The sequence below is a fragment of the Neobacillus solisequens genome (assembly GCF_051233465.1).
Lineage (GTDB): Bacteria > Bacillota > Bacilli > Bacillales > Cytobacillaceae > Neobacillus.
The window spans coordinates 136,231-152,157 of record NZ_JBKFGJ010000019.1; the positions used below are offsets into that span (position 1 = coordinate 136,231).

20 protein-coding genes are annotated in these 15,927 nt (G+C 38.3%); 7 read left to right on the forward strand and 13 right to left on the reverse strand.

Annotated elements, in window-relative coordinates; genetic code table 11:
- Window positions 1-25 precede the first annotated feature (25 nt).
- From ACI3K6_RS18325 to ACI3K6_RS18355, 7 genes are all read right to left on the reverse strand, one after another.
- Window positions 26-988: a hypothetical protein gene (locus ACI3K6_RS18325; protein ID WP_435555960.1), complete on the reverse strand. Its 963-nt coding sequence runs from the start codon at window positions 986-988 to the stop codon at window positions 26-28.
- The gene (locus tag ACI3K6_RS18330; RefSeq protein WP_435555961.1) at window positions 969-1,493 is read right to left on the reverse strand and encodes an RNA polymerase sigma factor; all 525 of its coding nucleotides are present in this window, start codon (window positions 1,491-1,493) and stop codon (window positions 969-971) included. The genes ACI3K6_RS18325 and ACI3K6_RS18330 overlap by 20 nt, the downstream gene beginning before the upstream one ends.
- Before the next feature lie 103 nt (window positions 1,494-1,596).
- Window positions 1,597-1,839, reverse strand: a complete 243-nt coding sequence (locus ACI3K6_RS18335; protein WP_335474370.1) for a DUF2584 domain-containing protein — start codon at window positions 1,837-1,839, stop codon at window positions 1,597-1,599.
- Window positions 1,840-1,878: 39 nt separating this feature from the next.
- Window positions 1,879-2,667 (reverse strand): alpha/beta hydrolase family protein, encoded by a 789-nt coding sequence (locus ACI3K6_RS18340; RefSeq protein WP_435555962.1) that lies wholly within the window; start codon window positions 2,665-2,667, stop codon window positions 1,879-1,881.
- Between the two features lie 307 nt (window positions 2,668-2,974).
- Window positions 2,975-3,556 (reverse strand): TetR/AcrR family transcriptional regulator, encoded by a 582-nt coding sequence (locus tag ACI3K6_RS18345; protein WP_435555963.1) that lies wholly within the window; start codon window positions 3,554-3,556, stop codon window positions 2,975-2,977.
- A 111-nt stretch (window positions 3,557-3,667) separates the two neighbouring features.
- The gene (locus ACI3K6_RS18350; protein ID WP_435555964.1) at window positions 3,668-5,293 is read right to left on the reverse strand and encodes an amidohydrolase; all 1,626 of its coding nucleotides are present in this window, start codon (window positions 5,291-5,293) and stop codon (window positions 3,668-3,670) included.
- 23 nt (window positions 5,294-5,316) lie between these two features.
- Entirely contained in the window at window positions 5,317-6,672 is a 1,356-nt protein-coding gene (locus ACI3K6_RS18355; RefSeq protein WP_435555965.1) for an APC family permease, read from the reverse strand.
- Window positions 6,673-6,891: 219 nt separating this feature from the next.
- Here ACI3K6_RS18355 and ACI3K6_RS18360 point away from each other — a divergent pair, with 219 nt between their 5' ends.
- The 3 genes from ACI3K6_RS18360 to ACI3K6_RS18370 are packed head-to-tail and all read left to right on the forward strand — an operon-like array spanning window position 6,892 to window position 9,499.
- On the forward strand, window positions 6,892-7,914 hold the full coding sequence (locus ACI3K6_RS18360; RefSeq protein ID WP_435555966.1) for an ABC transporter substrate-binding protein: 1,023 nt from the start codon (window positions 6,892-6,894) through the stop codon (window positions 7,912-7,914).
- A gap of 21 nt (window positions 7,915-7,935) precedes the next feature.
- The gene (locus ACI3K6_RS18365) at window positions 7,936-8,712 is read left to right on the forward strand and encodes an ABC transporter ATP-binding protein (RefSeq protein WP_435555967.1); all 777 of its coding nucleotides are present in this window, start codon (window positions 7,936-7,938) and stop codon (window positions 8,710-8,712) included.
- A complete protein-coding gene (locus tag ACI3K6_RS18370) occupies window positions 8,693-9,499 on the forward strand; it encodes an ABC transporter permease (protein WP_335474362.1) in 807 nt (268 codons plus the stop codon). The genes ACI3K6_RS18365 and ACI3K6_RS18370 overlap by 20 nt, the downstream gene beginning before the upstream one ends.
- A gap of 107 nt (window positions 9,500-9,606) precedes the next feature.
- Here the strand turns inward: ACI3K6_RS18370 and ACI3K6_RS18375 are convergent, their stop codons facing one another.
- From ACI3K6_RS18375 to ACI3K6_RS18390, 4 genes are all read right to left on the reverse strand, one after another.
- Window positions 9,607-9,981 carry a hypothetical protein gene (locus ACI3K6_RS18375; RefSeq protein ID WP_435555968.1) on the reverse strand — a complete coding sequence of 125 codons (375 nt, stop codon included), beginning with the start codon at window positions 9,979-9,981 and terminating at the stop codon, window positions 9,607-9,609.
- 21 nt (window positions 9,982-10,002) lie between these two features.
- Window positions 10,003-11,481 carry an FTR1 family iron permease gene (locus ACI3K6_RS18380; RefSeq protein WP_435555969.1) on the reverse strand — a complete coding sequence of 493 codons (1,479 nt, stop codon included), beginning with the start codon at window positions 11,479-11,481 and terminating at the stop codon, window positions 10,003-10,005.
- A 285-nt stretch (window positions 11,482-11,766) separates the two neighbouring features.
- Entirely contained in the window at window positions 11,767-12,240 is a 474-nt protein-coding gene (gene ytkD / locus ACI3K6_RS18385) for an RNA deprotection pyrophosphohydrolase (protein WP_435555970.1), read from the reverse strand.
- An 81-nt stretch (window positions 12,241-12,321) separates the two neighbouring features.
- Window positions 12,322-12,639 carry a hydrolase gene (locus tag ACI3K6_RS18390; RefSeq protein ID WP_435555971.1) on the reverse strand — a complete coding sequence of 106 codons (318 nt, stop codon included), beginning with the start codon at window positions 12,637-12,639 and terminating at the stop codon, window positions 12,322-12,324.
- A gap of 197 nt (window positions 12,640-12,836) precedes the next feature.
- Here ACI3K6_RS18390 and ACI3K6_RS18395 point away from each other — a divergent pair, with 197 nt between their 5' ends.
- Together ACI3K6_RS18395 and ytzI are read left to right on the forward strand one after the other, a co-directional pair.
- Complete coding sequence (locus ACI3K6_RS18395) at window positions 12,837-13,094, forward strand: DUF6154 family protein (RefSeq protein WP_335474353.1); 258 nt, start codon at window positions 12,837-12,839, stop codon at window positions 13,092-13,094.
- A gap of 99 nt (window positions 13,095-13,193) precedes the next feature.
- Window positions 13,194-13,352, forward strand: coding sequence for a YtzI protein (ytzI, locus tag ACI3K6_RS18400; protein WP_335474351.1), 159 nt, complete (start codon window positions 13,194-13,196; stop codon window positions 13,350-13,352).
- Window positions 13,353-13,374: 22 nt separating this feature from the next.
- On the opposite strand, the gene ACI3K6_RS18405 is transcribed toward ytzI, so the two are convergent.
- The gene (locus tag ACI3K6_RS18405) at window positions 13,375-13,848 is read right to left on the reverse strand and encodes an S-ribosylhomocysteine lyase (RefSeq protein ID WP_435555972.1); all 474 of its coding nucleotides are present in this window, start codon (window positions 13,846-13,848) and stop codon (window positions 13,375-13,377) included.
- A 142-nt stretch (window positions 13,849-13,990) separates the two neighbouring features.
- Here ACI3K6_RS18405 and yidD point away from each other — a divergent pair, with 142 nt between their 5' ends.
- Window positions 13,991-14,230, forward strand: a complete 240-nt coding sequence (yidD, locus tag ACI3K6_RS18410; RefSeq protein WP_335474346.1) for a membrane protein insertion efficiency factor YidD — start codon at window positions 13,991-13,993, stop codon at window positions 14,228-14,230.
- On the opposite strand, the gene ACI3K6_RS18415 is transcribed toward yidD, so the two are convergent.
- The gene (locus ACI3K6_RS18415) at window positions 14,227-14,793 is read right to left on the reverse strand and encodes a beta-class carbonic anhydrase (RefSeq protein WP_435555973.1); all 567 of its coding nucleotides are present in this window, start codon (window positions 14,791-14,793) and stop codon (window positions 14,227-14,229) included. The genes yidD and ACI3K6_RS18415 overlap by 4 nt on opposite strands.
- A gap of 188 nt (window positions 14,794-14,981) precedes the next feature.
- Here ACI3K6_RS18415 and ACI3K6_RS18420 point away from each other — a divergent pair, with 188 nt between their 5' ends.
- Window positions 14,982-15,923: a metal ABC transporter solute-binding protein, Zn/Mn family gene (locus ACI3K6_RS18420; RefSeq protein WP_435555974.1), complete on the forward strand. Its 942-nt coding sequence runs from the start codon at window positions 14,982-14,984 to the stop codon at window positions 15,921-15,923.
- Window positions 15,924-15,927 lie beyond the last annotated feature (4 nt).

The following is a 15,927-nucleotide window of genomic DNA, read 5'->3' on the forward strand; positions in this document are numbered from 1 at the left end:
TGCGATTCGATTATGAATCGCATTTTTATTTGTTTTCATCTATCGGCCTGCCTACATCAACAGACTGTGATTGGTTTAACACCGTAAATCGATATTTGCCACTTTTCTTAATTTGGAAATTCCCTTTGTACATGGAAATCTTTTTCCCTTCAGTTGTTGTAAAGTCGGTTTTTTCCTTAAAGGAAAAAGTCTCCGGCTCGGCCGTTTCTAATTGAAATACCTCTAATTGGATCTCGTTTGGGAGATGATCGCCTTCAACCTCTAAATAGACATCCTCATAAAAACCGGCATATATATCCTCTTCTGAGATTAATAAAGTAGAGTTGCCTATTGTGATATATGGTTTTTTTACATAAATAGAAAATTCACCAACCTGTTTCTTTTTACCGGAACTATTATAGACTGTAAAAATCAAATTCCATATCCCAGGGCTATCTAACTGTTTAAAGCTTGCCAGTGCATGGGCATCCGCCCCGTACATTCCTGCACCTAGTTCAGCATTATCCAAATGCAATTTAGCTCCTGTCTTGACATTGACAGCATCTATATTAAGAATTTGGTTTTGTTGAATGTCTTTCCCCCATAAAAAGATCATGATTTTCGCGAGTGAGCGATTATCGCGTGCCACCCATTCTTTTGGCGCTAATAAACTTACTTTATTTGGGATCCCGAAATTACTGTCTATATAGAGTGGCTTCCCTTCCTGATCAACCAACGCAAAATAATCAGCCTGAATTTCTTTTATAGGAGATGCACCCAAATTTTGCGAAGGATCTTGTTCAGAATAGCTAAAATACAAAAGCGGTCCAATAAAGGCAAGGAGGAGAACAGCGGCCAATGCACCGATTCTTTGTAGATTTATCAGCTTTTTCGGCCTTTTGGCCACTGTTATTTTTTTTAACATTTCAGTTCTTTGTTTCGTGGTTAATTCATGCTTAGGAAATTCAGCCATCTTTTCCAACAACTCTTTACCCGATAAATTGCTCAAAAAAATCTCCCTCCTTTAAGCGTTCATTTAATTTTTTTATCGCTCGTGAAAACGTCACATTCACCTTATTTTCCGTCCAACCAAGAACCTGCCCTGTTTCTCGGGATGACAATTCTGCAATCCCCCTTAGCAAAATAACGTCTCTGTAATTGGGCTTTAGCTGGTCTATGGCTTCGTACAAATTGACATTTTCCATTTTTTGAAAAAATATGGTTTCCGTTTGTGACTCTCGGTGCATTGCCGGCTCATTTTGAAGCTGCTCCTTCAATTTTTGCCAGATCGTTTTTTTTCGATATACATCAATCGCTGCATTTCGGGCAATGGAAATCAGCCATGTCTTAGGGCTCGATTCATGTTTAAAACGGCTCAATGCCCGATATGCCTGCAGGAATGTTTCCTGAACCAAATCCTCAACATCTGGTGAGCTGGTATAATAGACGAGGTAATTGGTGACATCCTTCTCATATTGAATAAACCATTTTTCGATTAAATCATTTTCCTCCACCCCTAGCCCTCCTCTCAATTGCTATTTCTAAAAATAAGACGGGGATACCCGAAAAATCTTACACTTTTTTGCAAAAATAAAAAGCAGGTCTGTTACCCCCTGCTTAGTTCGTTGAATTTAATGAGATTAATTGGTATGTGATGGTGGTCAGGTTATTTTCCCATGTAACCTTTTTAATTAGCGCTGTACCACTGGAACTGCAATCCAAAGTTTTTCTAACATCAACTGGTATCTCAATCGGATAAAGACGATAACCTTCTTTTTCAAGCTCAAACAGATTTTCTTCAATCCGTTTTTCCCTGCCTTTTGTAACAATCAGTGTATTTAATTCAAGAGGCATTCCCATAAAATTCGCTCCTCTACTAGTTATATCTATATCTTATCATTATTTGCCATGTTTTTTCATCCACTTCGTTAAATCCTGGACGACTTTTCGATTGATTTCTGGAGGGAAGTAGTGGGTGAAGCCCTCAAAATACCAACATTCAACCGGTTTCTCAAGAGATTTCAGCCGTCTTTCCAAACGGCGGGAATGCTCCACCGAGACATTATGGTCATTCACTCCATGAATAATTAAAGTCGGGGGTTCGTATGATTCTAAATGGTACAGTGGTGTTCTTGACTGGTATTGTTCCGGTAGCTTTTCTGGCGTCCCTCCAATTACCCGTTTCATCATCCTTCTCAGGTCTTTTCGTTCTTGGTAGGTCAGACTCATATCACTGACGCCGCCCCATGTCACAAGCGAAGCGGCATCTGGAAATTGGATACCGGTTAACAAAGCCATGACACCGCCCCTTGAAAATCCAAAGATGTGGATGTTTTGGACTTGTGGTAGTGATTTTAGCAGTAGAAACGCCGAAAATGCATCCTCCCTATCTTCGCCTGCAAAATCCTCATTCCCCTCACCACCCTGGTTTCCCCGATAATACGGTGCAAAGACAATGAAACCTTCCTGCGCGAACTGAGCCACCCGGGCCGGGCGGACCTTGCCGACATTTTTAATGCCGCCCCTCAAATAGAGAAAACCCTCATGCGTTGTTTCCCCTTTAGGCTCCGCCAGCAATCCCTTTACTTTGAGCCCGTTGGAAAGATAGGTGATGATCTTTAGTTCAACATTTGGATTGGGAGAGGGGAAACGTTGTATATTGATTATTTTGCCGTTTGATTTGTTCATTTTGATGGTTCCTTTGTTTTATTTTTTTATGGTTTCTATAGCCCTGACAAAAATGCTCTTTTAGGATTTTCTTATGTAATTGTGGGGTCTATGCAGCAATTATAAAGGCCAGGCTAAGTTTTTTGCCTATGCGAACTTTATGATACATTCATAACGACCGGGGCACCCCTTTTTTGCCCCTATGAACCAAATTTCTATTATTACTTACACCAATTCATTCCTTATAATTTCCCGAGGCTGATGTAATAATCAACCAACAAAAAAATAAATAAGCCCTTGAAAATCAAGGGCAATTATAGAGGGATGGTTAAACATTTTTAAACCCGAACCAAAAATTGTTCCAGATGCTGCCCACCCTTGATTTCATCTTTTCAACACCGTAATAGGACAATTCAATAAAAATTCCATCAAGCACACAATAATAGGACATGATTAAATCTTCTATATTACCCTTACGAATTTCTCCGTTTTCCATGCCATTATTTATAATCGTCCTTAATATTTCAGAAACAGCATCTTCCGCAACCATAAACTGTTCACGCAGTTGTTTCTTTAAATTTTCAGGCGGAAAGAAAACGGATCTGCTTAAAAATGTTGATTGTTCCTCTGATTGAATATGATATTGAACTGTTAAGTTAAGGATTTCAAAAAGTTGGTCTTTCGCACTTAACCCCTTGATCTCCTCCATTAGTTTTTCGATTTGATGAATATGTAGCCATAGAAGCTTTTCATAAATGGTCAGAAAGATCTCTTCTTTACTTTTAAAATGATTGTAAATGGAAGGCTTTTGGATTCCAACTGCTTTTGCAATTTCCGTTAAGGTAGTTCCTTCATATCCATTTTTAGCAAAAAGCACCAATGCTGCTTCTATAATCTTATCTCTTGTCATAAGTTCCTCCGAAACTAACACTTGTTATCTAAATTATAAACTGGAAATAGCAGATAGTCTAAAAAAATGGAAAAAGCCCTGTTTCTAACTAAAACAGAGCATTTTCTAAAATTATTTGATTTTAACAAGATCTTCAGACTTTGAAAAAACTATTTTGCCATCCATTATGGTCATTTGGACAGAAGCTTTCAGAATCTCTTCGGGAGAAACCTCAAATAGATTTCGGTCAAGCACAACGAGATCAGCGAGCTTTCCTTCTTCAATAGTGCCGAGTTCATGTTCCCGGAAGGTTCCAAAAGCAGGACCTGCTGTATAAGCTTTAAGCGCATCAGCAAGCGGGATTCTTTCCTTTGGATTCCATACCTCCTTACCACCGCTGTCAATTCGGGTTATGGCCCGATAAATTTGCGGTAGTGGATTCAAGGAATCAATGGGGAAATCTGTCCCAAAGCATAATTTGGCGCCGGTATTTTTTATCGAATTGATGGCAAACACAAATTTCTCTCGTTCTAAGCCGATACGTTCTGTATAGGTACCTCTTTCAGATATAGCAAAATGATTAGGCTGCATCGAAGCAATAACGTCTAACTCTGCGAACCGTGAAATATCTTCCGGATGAATGACTTCAATATGTTCGACGGCATGCCGCGAATCTTTTTTACCATTAATATTTTGAGCATTCTCATAAGAATCAAGTGCCAAACGGACTGCAGCATCGCCAATTGCGTGAAAACGAATGCTAAAACCATGTTGATCCGCTTCTACCACCCATTTTTTAATATCTTCTGCTGAATGGGCTGGCATACCACAGGTTTCAGGCTGATCTCCATAAGGCTCCAACATCCAGGCTGTTCGGCTCGTGACCACTCCATCAATAAATTGCTTTAGTCCTGAAACTCTTAATTTGTCGGACTGATATTTTCCTCGTAAGTGTAAAGCTTCCTCAATATCACCATTTAAAGCTGGGAAAAGGTGCATTCGAACGTTGAGCTTGCCATCGTTCTCTATCTCTTTAAATAGTTCAAAATCATCCAATTTACTTAGCATTTCGGTGCCGTATAAATTGTTTGCGGCAGTCACACCAAACCTCACTGCCTCATTTTGAAAGGCATTATATAAATTTCGTTTTTTCTCTTTTGAAAAATCATAAGCATAATTGGTTATTAGTGAAGTGGCCTCTTCGATTAAAATTCCAGTAGGCTCCCCGTCATCCCCCTTTTCAATAATCCCATAAGCGGGATTAGGAGTATGCCTGTCTATTTTTGCGATTTGTAATGCTTTTGAGTTTACCCAAGCGTAATGTCCCTCCGCATGGAATAGAATTACCGGTCGATTAGGAATTGCTTCGTCTAAGGAAGAACGGTCTGGAAGTCTTTTCTCCTCCCAATAGCCGGAATCCCACATAAAGCCAATAATCCACTCAGCATCTTCATTTGATTCTGCAAACTGCTGAACCATTTGAACAGCTTGTCTCTCGGAACGGGCCTCAAAAAGGTTTAGGCTTTCAAGTGCAAGCCCACCCATCATGGCATGAATATGAAAATCGTGAAAACCCGGAACAATTAACTGATTGCCAACGTGATGGACAAGCGTTTTATCGCCGATTAATGTTTCCATTTCATCGAATGGACCAACTGCGATGATTCGATTTTCCGAGATTGCAACAGCTGCCGGTTTCGGTTTGTCCTCCAGTCCTGTAAAAACTGCCTCACTTGATAGAATAATATCTGCTATCATACGAATCTCCCATCTTTTCATTTTTATATTTGTACATCTAAATTTGTTTCATCAAAGTCTAACTCCGGTGGCCGGTGCCTAAAGAATTTCGTTAGATGCAACAGGTAAATAAAGCCCAGTAACCCCCAAACACTTCCTAGAATCATTGAATGTAAATCTAACATTGACCAAAATAAGGCGGTGATACATGCACCTATTAGCGGAATAATGCCGAAAACAATGATATCTTTCAGTGTCCGCTGTCTTTTCTTAATCACGTAATGAACAACTACGGAAAGATTAACAAAGGTAAATGCAAATAGTGCCCCAAAATTAATGAAAGCCGCTGCTGTATTTAAGTCTAAAAATAATGAACTCATGGAAATGACTGCAATTATCAAAATATTATAGACAGGCGTCCTAAATCTTGGTGAGAGATAACCGAATACCTTAGCAGGCAAAATATTTTCCCTTCCCATCGCATACAAAACCCTTGAACCACTTCCACCAGAGGCCACGGCTGATGCGATAGCTGCTGTCACCGTAACACTTAAGAAAAAGGCATTTAACAAATTTCCGCCGACATACGTTACTATTTCTACTGCGGCAGATTCCGGATCTTTAAAGGATGAAAAATTAGGGTAAATGGCTTGGGCAAAATAGGTTGATGCCACGAATAGTACTCCACCTATAAGTGTGATGAGATAAATGGCTTTCGGTAAGGTCTTTTTTGGATTTTTCGTTTCTTCAGCCAATGTGGTTACCGCATCAAAGCCTAAAAAGCTAAAGCATAATAGTGGTACAATCGATAAAATACTTGAAAAATGAACGTTTGAAACAAGAAATGGCGTTATCGACCATACTTCTCCTGACCCTTTTCCACCTAGAAGACCTTTCACACAAAGGATACAGAAAGCAAGTATGAAAAGGATTTGAAAAGCAAGGAGTATAGCGCTTACATTTGTTGCTAATTTAATTCCCAGTATATTGATCAGTGTGATGATGACAATGAAAAAAATAATACATAGAGGAACTGGAATGAATGGTAAATAAGCATGAACAAAAATTCCAAATAGCAGCGAACTTATCATGGGGCTAAGCAAATAGTCCAATAAAATAACCCAGCCTACAAGAAAACCCATTGAGGAATTAATCCCTTTTTGCACATAGGTATAGGCTGAACCAGTTATAGGGAACTCTTTAACCATTTTCTCATAGCTGTAGGCCGTGAAAAGCATGATACATAAGGAAATGATGTATGCAGTCGGGATCATCCCATTGGAGCTTTCAATCGCGATTCCGTATGTAGTAAAAACAGTAATAGGAGCCATAAAGGACAGTCCGAATAAGATAACATGACCTAATGATAATGAACGCTTCAGTCCAGGAGAATTATTCATCCCATTTATCAACCCTCTCTAAAATATTATCGAACAATACTAACTACCGGTAGTTAGTTAAATAAATTATAATTGCACTTAACAGAATAGTCAAATTATTTTTACCTATACTCACCTTATTAATCTATTTTTTAAAATCGACAAATGGGTATTCACACATTCATTCCAGTTTCATACGATATCTTAGGCAATAGCCCAGATAAGGAGGTTCAGGCATTTATGAAAAAATGGTCAAAGATAAGTTTTTCTTTTCTAGTCATCTCTTTACTAATGTTTTCCCTAGTGGCATGTAATAATGATTCCAATACAAAATCTGGCACCAAGAAGGTTGAAAAAGTTCGGATTGCCGAAGTAACCAGATCCATTTTCTATGCACCACAATATGTTGCCATTTCCAAAGGTTTCTTTAAGGAAGAAGGATTAGATGTGACCTTGACGACTACTCCGGGTGGTGACAAAACGATGACTACCCTTATATCGGGTGGTGCTGATATCGCCCTCGTTGGTTCGGAAACGTCCATCTATGTCTATGCCCAGGGCTCTAGTGACCCGGTGATCAATTTTGCGCAGCTCACTCAAACAGACGGTACTTTCCTCGTATCCAGAAAGAAAATTGACAATTTTTCATGGGATTTATTGAAAGGGACCACTTTCCTCGGGCAACGGAAAGGCGGCATGCCGCAAATGGTCGGTGAATTTGTGCTGAAGAACCATGGAATTGATCCTCAAAAGGATCTCAATCTGATTCAAAATGTTGATTTTGCTAACATTGCGAATGCTTTTGCTTCAGGAACCGGCGAATTCGTTCAACTGTTCGAACCAACCGCCAGTATTTTTGAAAAAGAAGGGAAAGGCTACATCGTAGCTTCCTTTGGAAAAGAGTCCGGGCATGTTCCTTATACCACATTCATGGCCAAAGATAGCTATATGAAAAAAAACAAAGAGACAATCGAGAAATTCACACGCGCCATTTATAAGGCACAGCAATGGGTGAATACACACAGCACAGAGGAAATTGCAAAAGCTGTTGCCCCTTTCTTCCCTGATACAGATCCCGAAATTATGAACACCGTGATTGAGCGCTATAAGAGCCAGGGTTCTTTCGCTACTGATCCAATCCTCGATGAAGAGGAATGGAACAATTTGCAAAATATCATGAAAGAAGCTGGGGAGCTTCCGAAAGAAGTAAAGTATAAAACGCTAGTTAATACTAGTTATGCAAAAAAAGTCATGAATAACTAACAGGAAAGGGTGGCCGTTCTAATGAGCTTCTTGCAAGTTCAAGATATTCATCATACGTATTTCACCAGAGATTCCGCCACCACGGCCCTCTCCAATATTTCATTTACGGTTGAGGAGGGAGAATTTGTCTCCCTTCTTGGCCCAAGTGGCTGTGGAAAGACAACCCTACTCACGATTATTTCCAGCCTGCTTAAACCAACACAGGGAAAGGTTTTATTAGAAAATGAACCGATCTCCACCTCAAAAAATGAAATCGGCTATATGCTTCAGCAGGATTATTTGTTTCCGTGGAAAACAATTGAAGAAAATATTCTGTTGGGTTTGAAATTATCAAAACAGTTAACTGATGCATCCAAATCGTACGCTCTCAGCCTGCTTTCTCAAATTGGCTTAGGTGGTGTTGAAAAGCAGCTTCCCAAGCAATTATCAGGTGGTATGCGTCAAAGAGTAGCCCTTGTTAGAACACTGGCTACAGAGCCGAAGCTTCTGATGCTAGATGAACCTTTTTCCGCTCTTGATTACCAAACCAAATTAAAACTTGAGGATTTAGTTTCAAATACATTAAAGCAATTTAGCAAAACAGCCATCCTTGTAACCCATGATATTGGCGAAGCCATTGCCATGAGTGACCGAATTTTTCTATTTTCATCAAGACCAGGAAGAATCCATAAAGTTTTTGAGATGCCCGAAGAATTACGAAACTTGTCCCCATTCGAAGCTCGAAGGCATGAAACATACTCAGGTATTTTTCAAACCATTTGGAAGGAGTTGGAACTCCTTGAATCTAAAACAGAATAATATCGATATCCTCCATAAGAAATATCTTCATTCCTTGAAAGTCGAAAAAAGATGGGTACTGTTTTATCAGGCTGTAATCTTTGTGGTCTTTTTTTCAAGCTGGGAGTTTCTCAGTCAAAAGCAATGGATCGATCCGCTGATCTTCAGTTCCCCTTCAAAAATATTCAACCTATTGGTTGAAAAAATTCACGACGGCACCTTGCTCTTGCATGTAGGTGTCACTGTTTGGGAAACGTTAGTTGGATTTATTATTGGGACCGTTCTGGGTGTTATGATAGCCACGGTTCTGTGGTGGTCACCATTTATTTCAAAAATACTTGATCCTTACTTAGTAATCTTTAATGCAATGCCAAAAGTGGCTTTAGGACCTGTCATTATCGTCGCTCTAAGTCCGGGATACACGTCGATTATTGCCAATGGCGTTATTATTTCGGTCATCATCACGGCCATTGTTGTCTACACATCTTTTAAAGAAGTAGATTCTAACTATTTAAAAGTCCTGCAAACATTTGGGGCCACTCGATTCCAATGCTTCAGAGAAGCGATCCTACCGGCAAGCTTTCCTACTATCATTTCTACACTTAAGGTAAATGTGGGGTTGTCTTGGGTTGGTGTCATTGTTGGAGAATTCCTTGTTTCCTCGAAGGGCCTTGGATACATGATTATATACGGCTTCCAAGTCTTTAATTTTACACTTGTCTTTTTGTCACTTTTGGTGATTGCGGTGATTGCCACGATTATGTACCAGCTGGTTGATCTACTAGAGAAAAAACTGATTAAAGAATAGTGGATTGCTTAAAGCGATGCAGCAAGAGAGGCAGGTCTCTTCTAATCTAGAAAATTCAAAAAGGGGTTAATCTCAAACAAAATGAGATTAACCCCTTTGAACGGATATTATTTAGTTTTGTCTGCTAATTCCTTTAGGGCATCAGTCAATTGATCATTCAACGTGCCTAATGCTTTTTTATCCAGTGTATCTGCCTCTGAGCCTGCAATGGTTGGATCAAGATATTTTTCAATTTTTTCGTAAAGATCTTTATCATCCTTCTTTACATCATCTTCAAAAGAGGACCATTGATCTTCAAGTTTAGGACCGACTTCTTTTACTTTTGCCTGGTCCCCCTTGTCAATTGCTTTGGATAACTGTTCTGTTGTATCCAACATTTTATTTACACCCTCTGAAACCTTACTATCCGATGAACTGCATCCTGCTAAAAGCAAGGAACCGCCAAGTCCAATTGTCATGATGATCGAAGTTAATTTTTTCATTTATTTTTCCTACTTTCTTTTTTAGTTATTATTAGCTGTTACAAGCCTTTTGACTTTTAGTTTCCTGAACAAAATAATGAAAATGGCTGCCACAACCAGTACAAATTGTGGAATGGCGCTTTCCCAAGAAGAGTAAAGAGCGAAAAATTCGATACTTGGGATCGGTGCATTCGTCGTTTGAATCAAGCCAGCCAATTGCAGGCTGTGGATGCCCATTCCGGTAAATTTAATACAAAGGTAAAAAACGATGACACTAGAAACCATAAAGAATGGCCGGAGCGGCAATTTTAATCCAACAAATATCATCAAATAGGCTAGGACACCCAAAATGGCTGCACCAATAACAAACCCTAGCAATAAGGACTGAAGTTTGATTTGACTAGCCATTCCGATATAAAACAGAACAGTTTCTGTTCCCTCACGAAATACCGCTAGAAAGGCTAAAACACCTAATGAAACAAGTTTGCCGGTGGTTAATGCTTTTTGACTTTTTTCACGGATATATCGATTCCAGTCGGCGATATTGGATTGGCTATGAAGCCAGTAGCTCATATACAATAACATCACCGCTGCGAAAACTCCTGTCCAGCCGCCAATAAGCAAATTATTATTTCCAAAGGCACCGGAGGAAATGACAAACTTAACGATGATGGCAAGAATGACACTCACTCCGAGGCCTGCTAACACACCTGTCCATATCCAGCCTTTTCCTTTTGAATCTGCTGATTTTTTTACAAATGACATTAATGCAATGACGACCAGAAGGGCTTCCAATCCCTCTCGTATTAGGATCATGGCAGCATCCCAATAGGTATATTGAGATTTACCAGCTAAAGGGGTTAAATAATGAATCATGTTATCTATTGTTTTTGTGGCCTGTGCATAATTTGGCGGATTTGCCGCCAACATGGCTTGAATACTTACCAAATCCCTCTCAGAATCACTATAAACAGATGCTGATTGGGCAACGACAGCACCTTCAACACTTAGCCAACTATTACTAGCCTTCTTAATCTGTTCCAATGCTTCTGTTTGATTCTTTTCACCAATTTCTTTTTTTGTTGCTTGAAGGATGAGGATAAAATCATCTAAAGAGAGGTCCTCTTGCTTAAAACCAGCCTCTTTGGGATAACCTCCACTTGCAAATTTCTCATTTACAGCCTTTAAGTCTTGTAAGGATCCTACGACTTGATCCTGCTTTTTAAGGGTAAAAGCATAAACTACTTTTCCCATATTGGATTCAATATCACGATAAGCAGTTGCTGAATGTGCTTTAATTCCTTCTTCAATCTGTCTCCATGTTTTATTGAATTGGTTATATGCCTTTTCCGCTTCAGGAAGATTTCCATGAGAGGCAAAATCAATAGCTTGATCAATTGAAACCTCTGCCTTCTTTATATCTTCACGAGAATTTCCAGAAGCTGTTACGGAAGGAATATTTAACCCAAATCCAAAAATGAAAACGAGGATTGAGACAGTAAGTATAAAATTTTTCCTCACGTAGATCCCCCATTTTGGCGTTCACTTAATTGAAAATGATTTTCATTTACCTTAGTACATTCTTTATTGTATTTATATTGATAATCATTGTCAATTAGAAAATACAACAATTTGTTTCTATTTTGTGAATCTTACTTTGATTTTTGTTAATAAAAAGGCTCTATTAAACTGGTCTGTTGATTTCCGCTCCAATCAACAGGGTATAAAATCAACAGGGTCCTTTAACACAGCCAATAAAAAAACCGGACTTTTCAATAAAAGACCGGTTTTGGACCTATAAATATTTTAACAATTTATTAAAAGTTGGATATACTTGATACATTCTTCCACGACTTGATCCTTCATTATAAAACTATATTCGGCTCCAAATCGAAGTTGGAGCAAATCCCCTTTGATGATAACGGGCCCATTGGTTTCATAGTAACCGTCAGTTTTCTTTAATTCTGTTACCTTTCCCCAAAAAACAGCCTTAACAAAAGAACCGTTTTCGTCCATTACTCGATAATCTGCGATATAGGTTAGTGTGTCAAAAACTGCACCTGTCTCCTCAAACGCCTCTCGTCGAGCCGCTTCTTCCAAAGACTCACCCTGTTCTCTTTTTCCCCCAGGAAATTCCAGGCCTCTTTCTTTATGGTTGGTCAATACCCAATCTTCGTCCCATTGACTAATTACAAGAACATGCTTAGGTTCCTCAGGGAATGAATGGGCATCGAAAGATAATTCTACCAAATTTCCTCTGTCGTCAAAAAATTGTTTCATGCCACTCCCCGCCCATACTTTTTTCCTTTATTATAAACGCAAAAAAGGAAAACCCACAAAGATTGGATTTTCCAACTTTTTTTACTGAGGTAAGATATTCATACTTTCAATATGATTCCTTGCTTCCTGATCACCTAACTGGTGAAGCATTCCATAAATTTTTTGAATAGTGCTATCATATTGATCGTTTTCCCGATCATAATGGTACTGAACATATGGAACATGGGCTCTAAAAAAGTTTTTCCACTCTGTTGAATAGTTTTGATCAAACAATTCACGAAGCTGTGTGATCTCTTCATCTGTTGCCTCAATTTTATAGCCCCAACTGGAAGCCGTGGCGCTTCTCGAGATTTCACCTGTTCCAACATCTATGTAATATGTTTTTTTCTGCTCATCCATTTGTGTCATCCCCTTTTACCTTTATTAATCCACAAAAAGAAAAAATTTATTCGATGGCAAATTTCGATTCATTTTTTATTATGAGATATTGTATAATAAAATAACAAACTCAAAAATGACAGATTTTTCAGAATTCAATAATGAAGAATGGAATCTTAAAAAAAGGAAAAAATTAACGTAAAGGGGAGGTGTTTTTCGTGAAATTAGTGGATGAATTATATGAAATGTATCGGAACAAGTTAACCGGTGATGAGGAAGATATTGATATGCTGGCGTTTGCCTTCCTAGAAGAAATGTCACATGAGGATTTGTTAGCACTCATTCATGACATGGATAAACAAGAATTATACGATTTAATGGGACTTTATTTGATTGAGACATTGAAGGGGAAATTTGCCCAGGAGCAATATGGCCAGCAGCGCACCCATACTTATTATCCAAGAAACATACATTGAAGCTTACATAATAGGGAAAGGGAGCTGAGTGTTCAGTTTCCTTTTTTTATGCCAACAGAATCGTAAAAATGTTAAAATAAAAAAAAGGGGGAGATATTCTTGATTACCGTATTAGTAGTAGCCGTTATAATTGTTATTGTCGTTCTTTTGCTAGCAGTTATTACTACCTCAAGGGCCTATTCCTATAAGCATACAGTTGACCCGATCGAAAATAATCCTCATCTTGAAAAGGAAGAGCAAGAAAAAAACTCGCCGTAATCACATTTGGCGAGTTTTTTTATTAAGCAAATACCTGCTTTAATTCTTCTTTAGTATGCTTCATCCAATAGTTCATTAAACGCTTGGCACCATCAAGATCATGGAGCTTCGCTTGGCCGCATTGTCTCTCATTTGCTGCCGGAATTTCGGTAATCTCAACAGCTTCTTTCATTGTCGTCTCAAGAAGGTCAATGATTTCTTCAACTGTTGGCTCACCGCTGACCACAAGATAGTAACCTGTTTGGCAACCCATTGGTGAAATATCAATGATATCGAAATGATTATACTTTTCAACATGCTTACGGATATTAAAGGCAAGCAAATGCTCAAGAGTATGGATGGCATCTGGTTTCATTGCTTCTTTATTTGGCTGACAAAAACGAATATCATATTTATTTATGACACCGTCACTCCCTACTTTATGAACACCACAATGGCGCACATATGGAGCCTTTACGGCATTATGATCTAAATCAAAGCTTTCAACTGAAGGCATTAAAATCACTCCTTAATCAATCTACTCACTATCATACTATAAATTCCGAGTTTTTTCATCTACATTAAAATATTTACCATTTTAGACGTATATTCGTTTGTATGGTATCTTAATGGTAATCATTCAATTAGGAGAATGGATTATGTTAAAAAAATTCTTTATTTCCCTCATTCGTTTTTACCAAATAGTTATTTCCCCACTAAAGCCGCCATCCTGCCGATTTTATCCTACCTGTTCCCATTATGGATTAGAGGCAGTGCAGCGGTTTGGAGCTATTAAGGGCGGTTATCTTGCCATAAAAAGAATTTTAAAATGCCATCCGTTTCATCCGGGCGGGGTCGACCCTGTCCCAGAAAAATGGAACAATCACAAAAAACATTAATTAAGCGTGCCGTCTACCACAAGGTCTAGTTTTCCTGTCTTTGGATCAATAACCAGACCATGAACGAGGACCCCTTCCGGCATTAATGGATGATTCTTGATCATTTCTACACTACTTTTAACACTATCTGTCACAGAATCAAAACCATGCAGCCATTGTTGTATGTCAATACCTGAATAAGTTAAGGTGTTAAGCTTTTCGTCTGTAATTCCTCGCTCTTTCATGCTAGCAATAACTGGTTCAGGCTTCAGTCCGCTCATACCGCAATCATGGTGGGCAATAACCATAACCTCTTTGGCCTGCAATTGATAAATGGCAATTAAAATGCTACGCATAATACTTCCAAATGGATGCGAAACAATAGCCCCTGCATTCTTAATAAGCTTTGCATCACCATTTCCCAAATTTAAGGCTTTCGGCAGCAGCTCAAGTAGCCTTGTATCCATACAAGTAAGAATGACCATCTTTTTATTAGGAAATTTGGTTGTTTCATATTTCTCATATTCATGGTCTCCAACAAACTTTTTATTAAAATCGAGTATGTCGTTTAAAATTTCACTCATATCGATACCCCTTTCTCTGTACACTTATAAGAATACAAAACATCAGGGAATGAATACAAATTATTTTTGCTTGCATTCATTGTTTTTTTCTTGTAAGATACAAAAGTAAATCGTAATTGTTCCGTATTATATTTTTTTCCTCAATAAATCGTAATTGATACGATTTGGATTACAAAGGAGTTATCGTTATGAAAAAACTGATTCTTTTTCTTTCACTTTTGTTACCACTAAGCCTTGTTTTATCGGCCTGTTCCAATGGTAACGAAACATCGCAAAAAAAGAAAAATAAATTAAGTGTTTATACTACCGTATTTCCATTGCAATATTTTACCGAGCGAATCGGTGGTAAATATGTAGAGGTTAAAACGCTCTATCCTCCCGGTGCAGACGAACACACCTTTGAACCCACTCAAAAGGATATGATGAGTCTAGCAGATTCAGACTTATTTTTCTATATTGGGTTAGGATTAGAGGGATTTGTTGAAAAAGCGAAGGATACATTAAAAAATGAAAATGTCAAAATGGTCGCTACAGCTGATCAGCTTAAGCTTCCAAAAAATACGCATGAGGAAGCCCATGAGGATTCTGATGAAGACCATCACGGCGACGTCAATCCACATGTATGGCTCGACCCTGTTTATTGTAAGGAAATGGCCGGGGTGATTCGCGATCAATTAGTGAAAAAAATGCCTGAACAAAAGAAACTGTTCGAAGAAAATTATCAAAAACTTGCCGGGGAATTAGATGAGTTGAATAACCAATTTGCCACAACCATATCTTCAGCTAAACATAAAAAGATCATTGTCACACATGCAGCATTTGGGTATTGGGAAAATCGTTATGGTCTTGAGCAAATTAGTGTTTCAGGTTTGTCTACAACCAATGAACCTACACAAAAGGAACTAGAAAAAATTATTTCCGTAGCCGATCATGAAGGTTTGCACTATATGCTGTTTGAACAAAATGTTCAGTCTAAACTCGGAAAAATTGTTCAAAAGGAAATCGGTGCAAGAGCACTGCCGATTCATAATTTAGCTATTCTTACTGAAAAAAATATTAAAAATAAAGAAACGTATTTTTCTTTAATGAAAAATAATCTAAAGAGTCTTCAAACGGCTTTAAATAAATAATTTG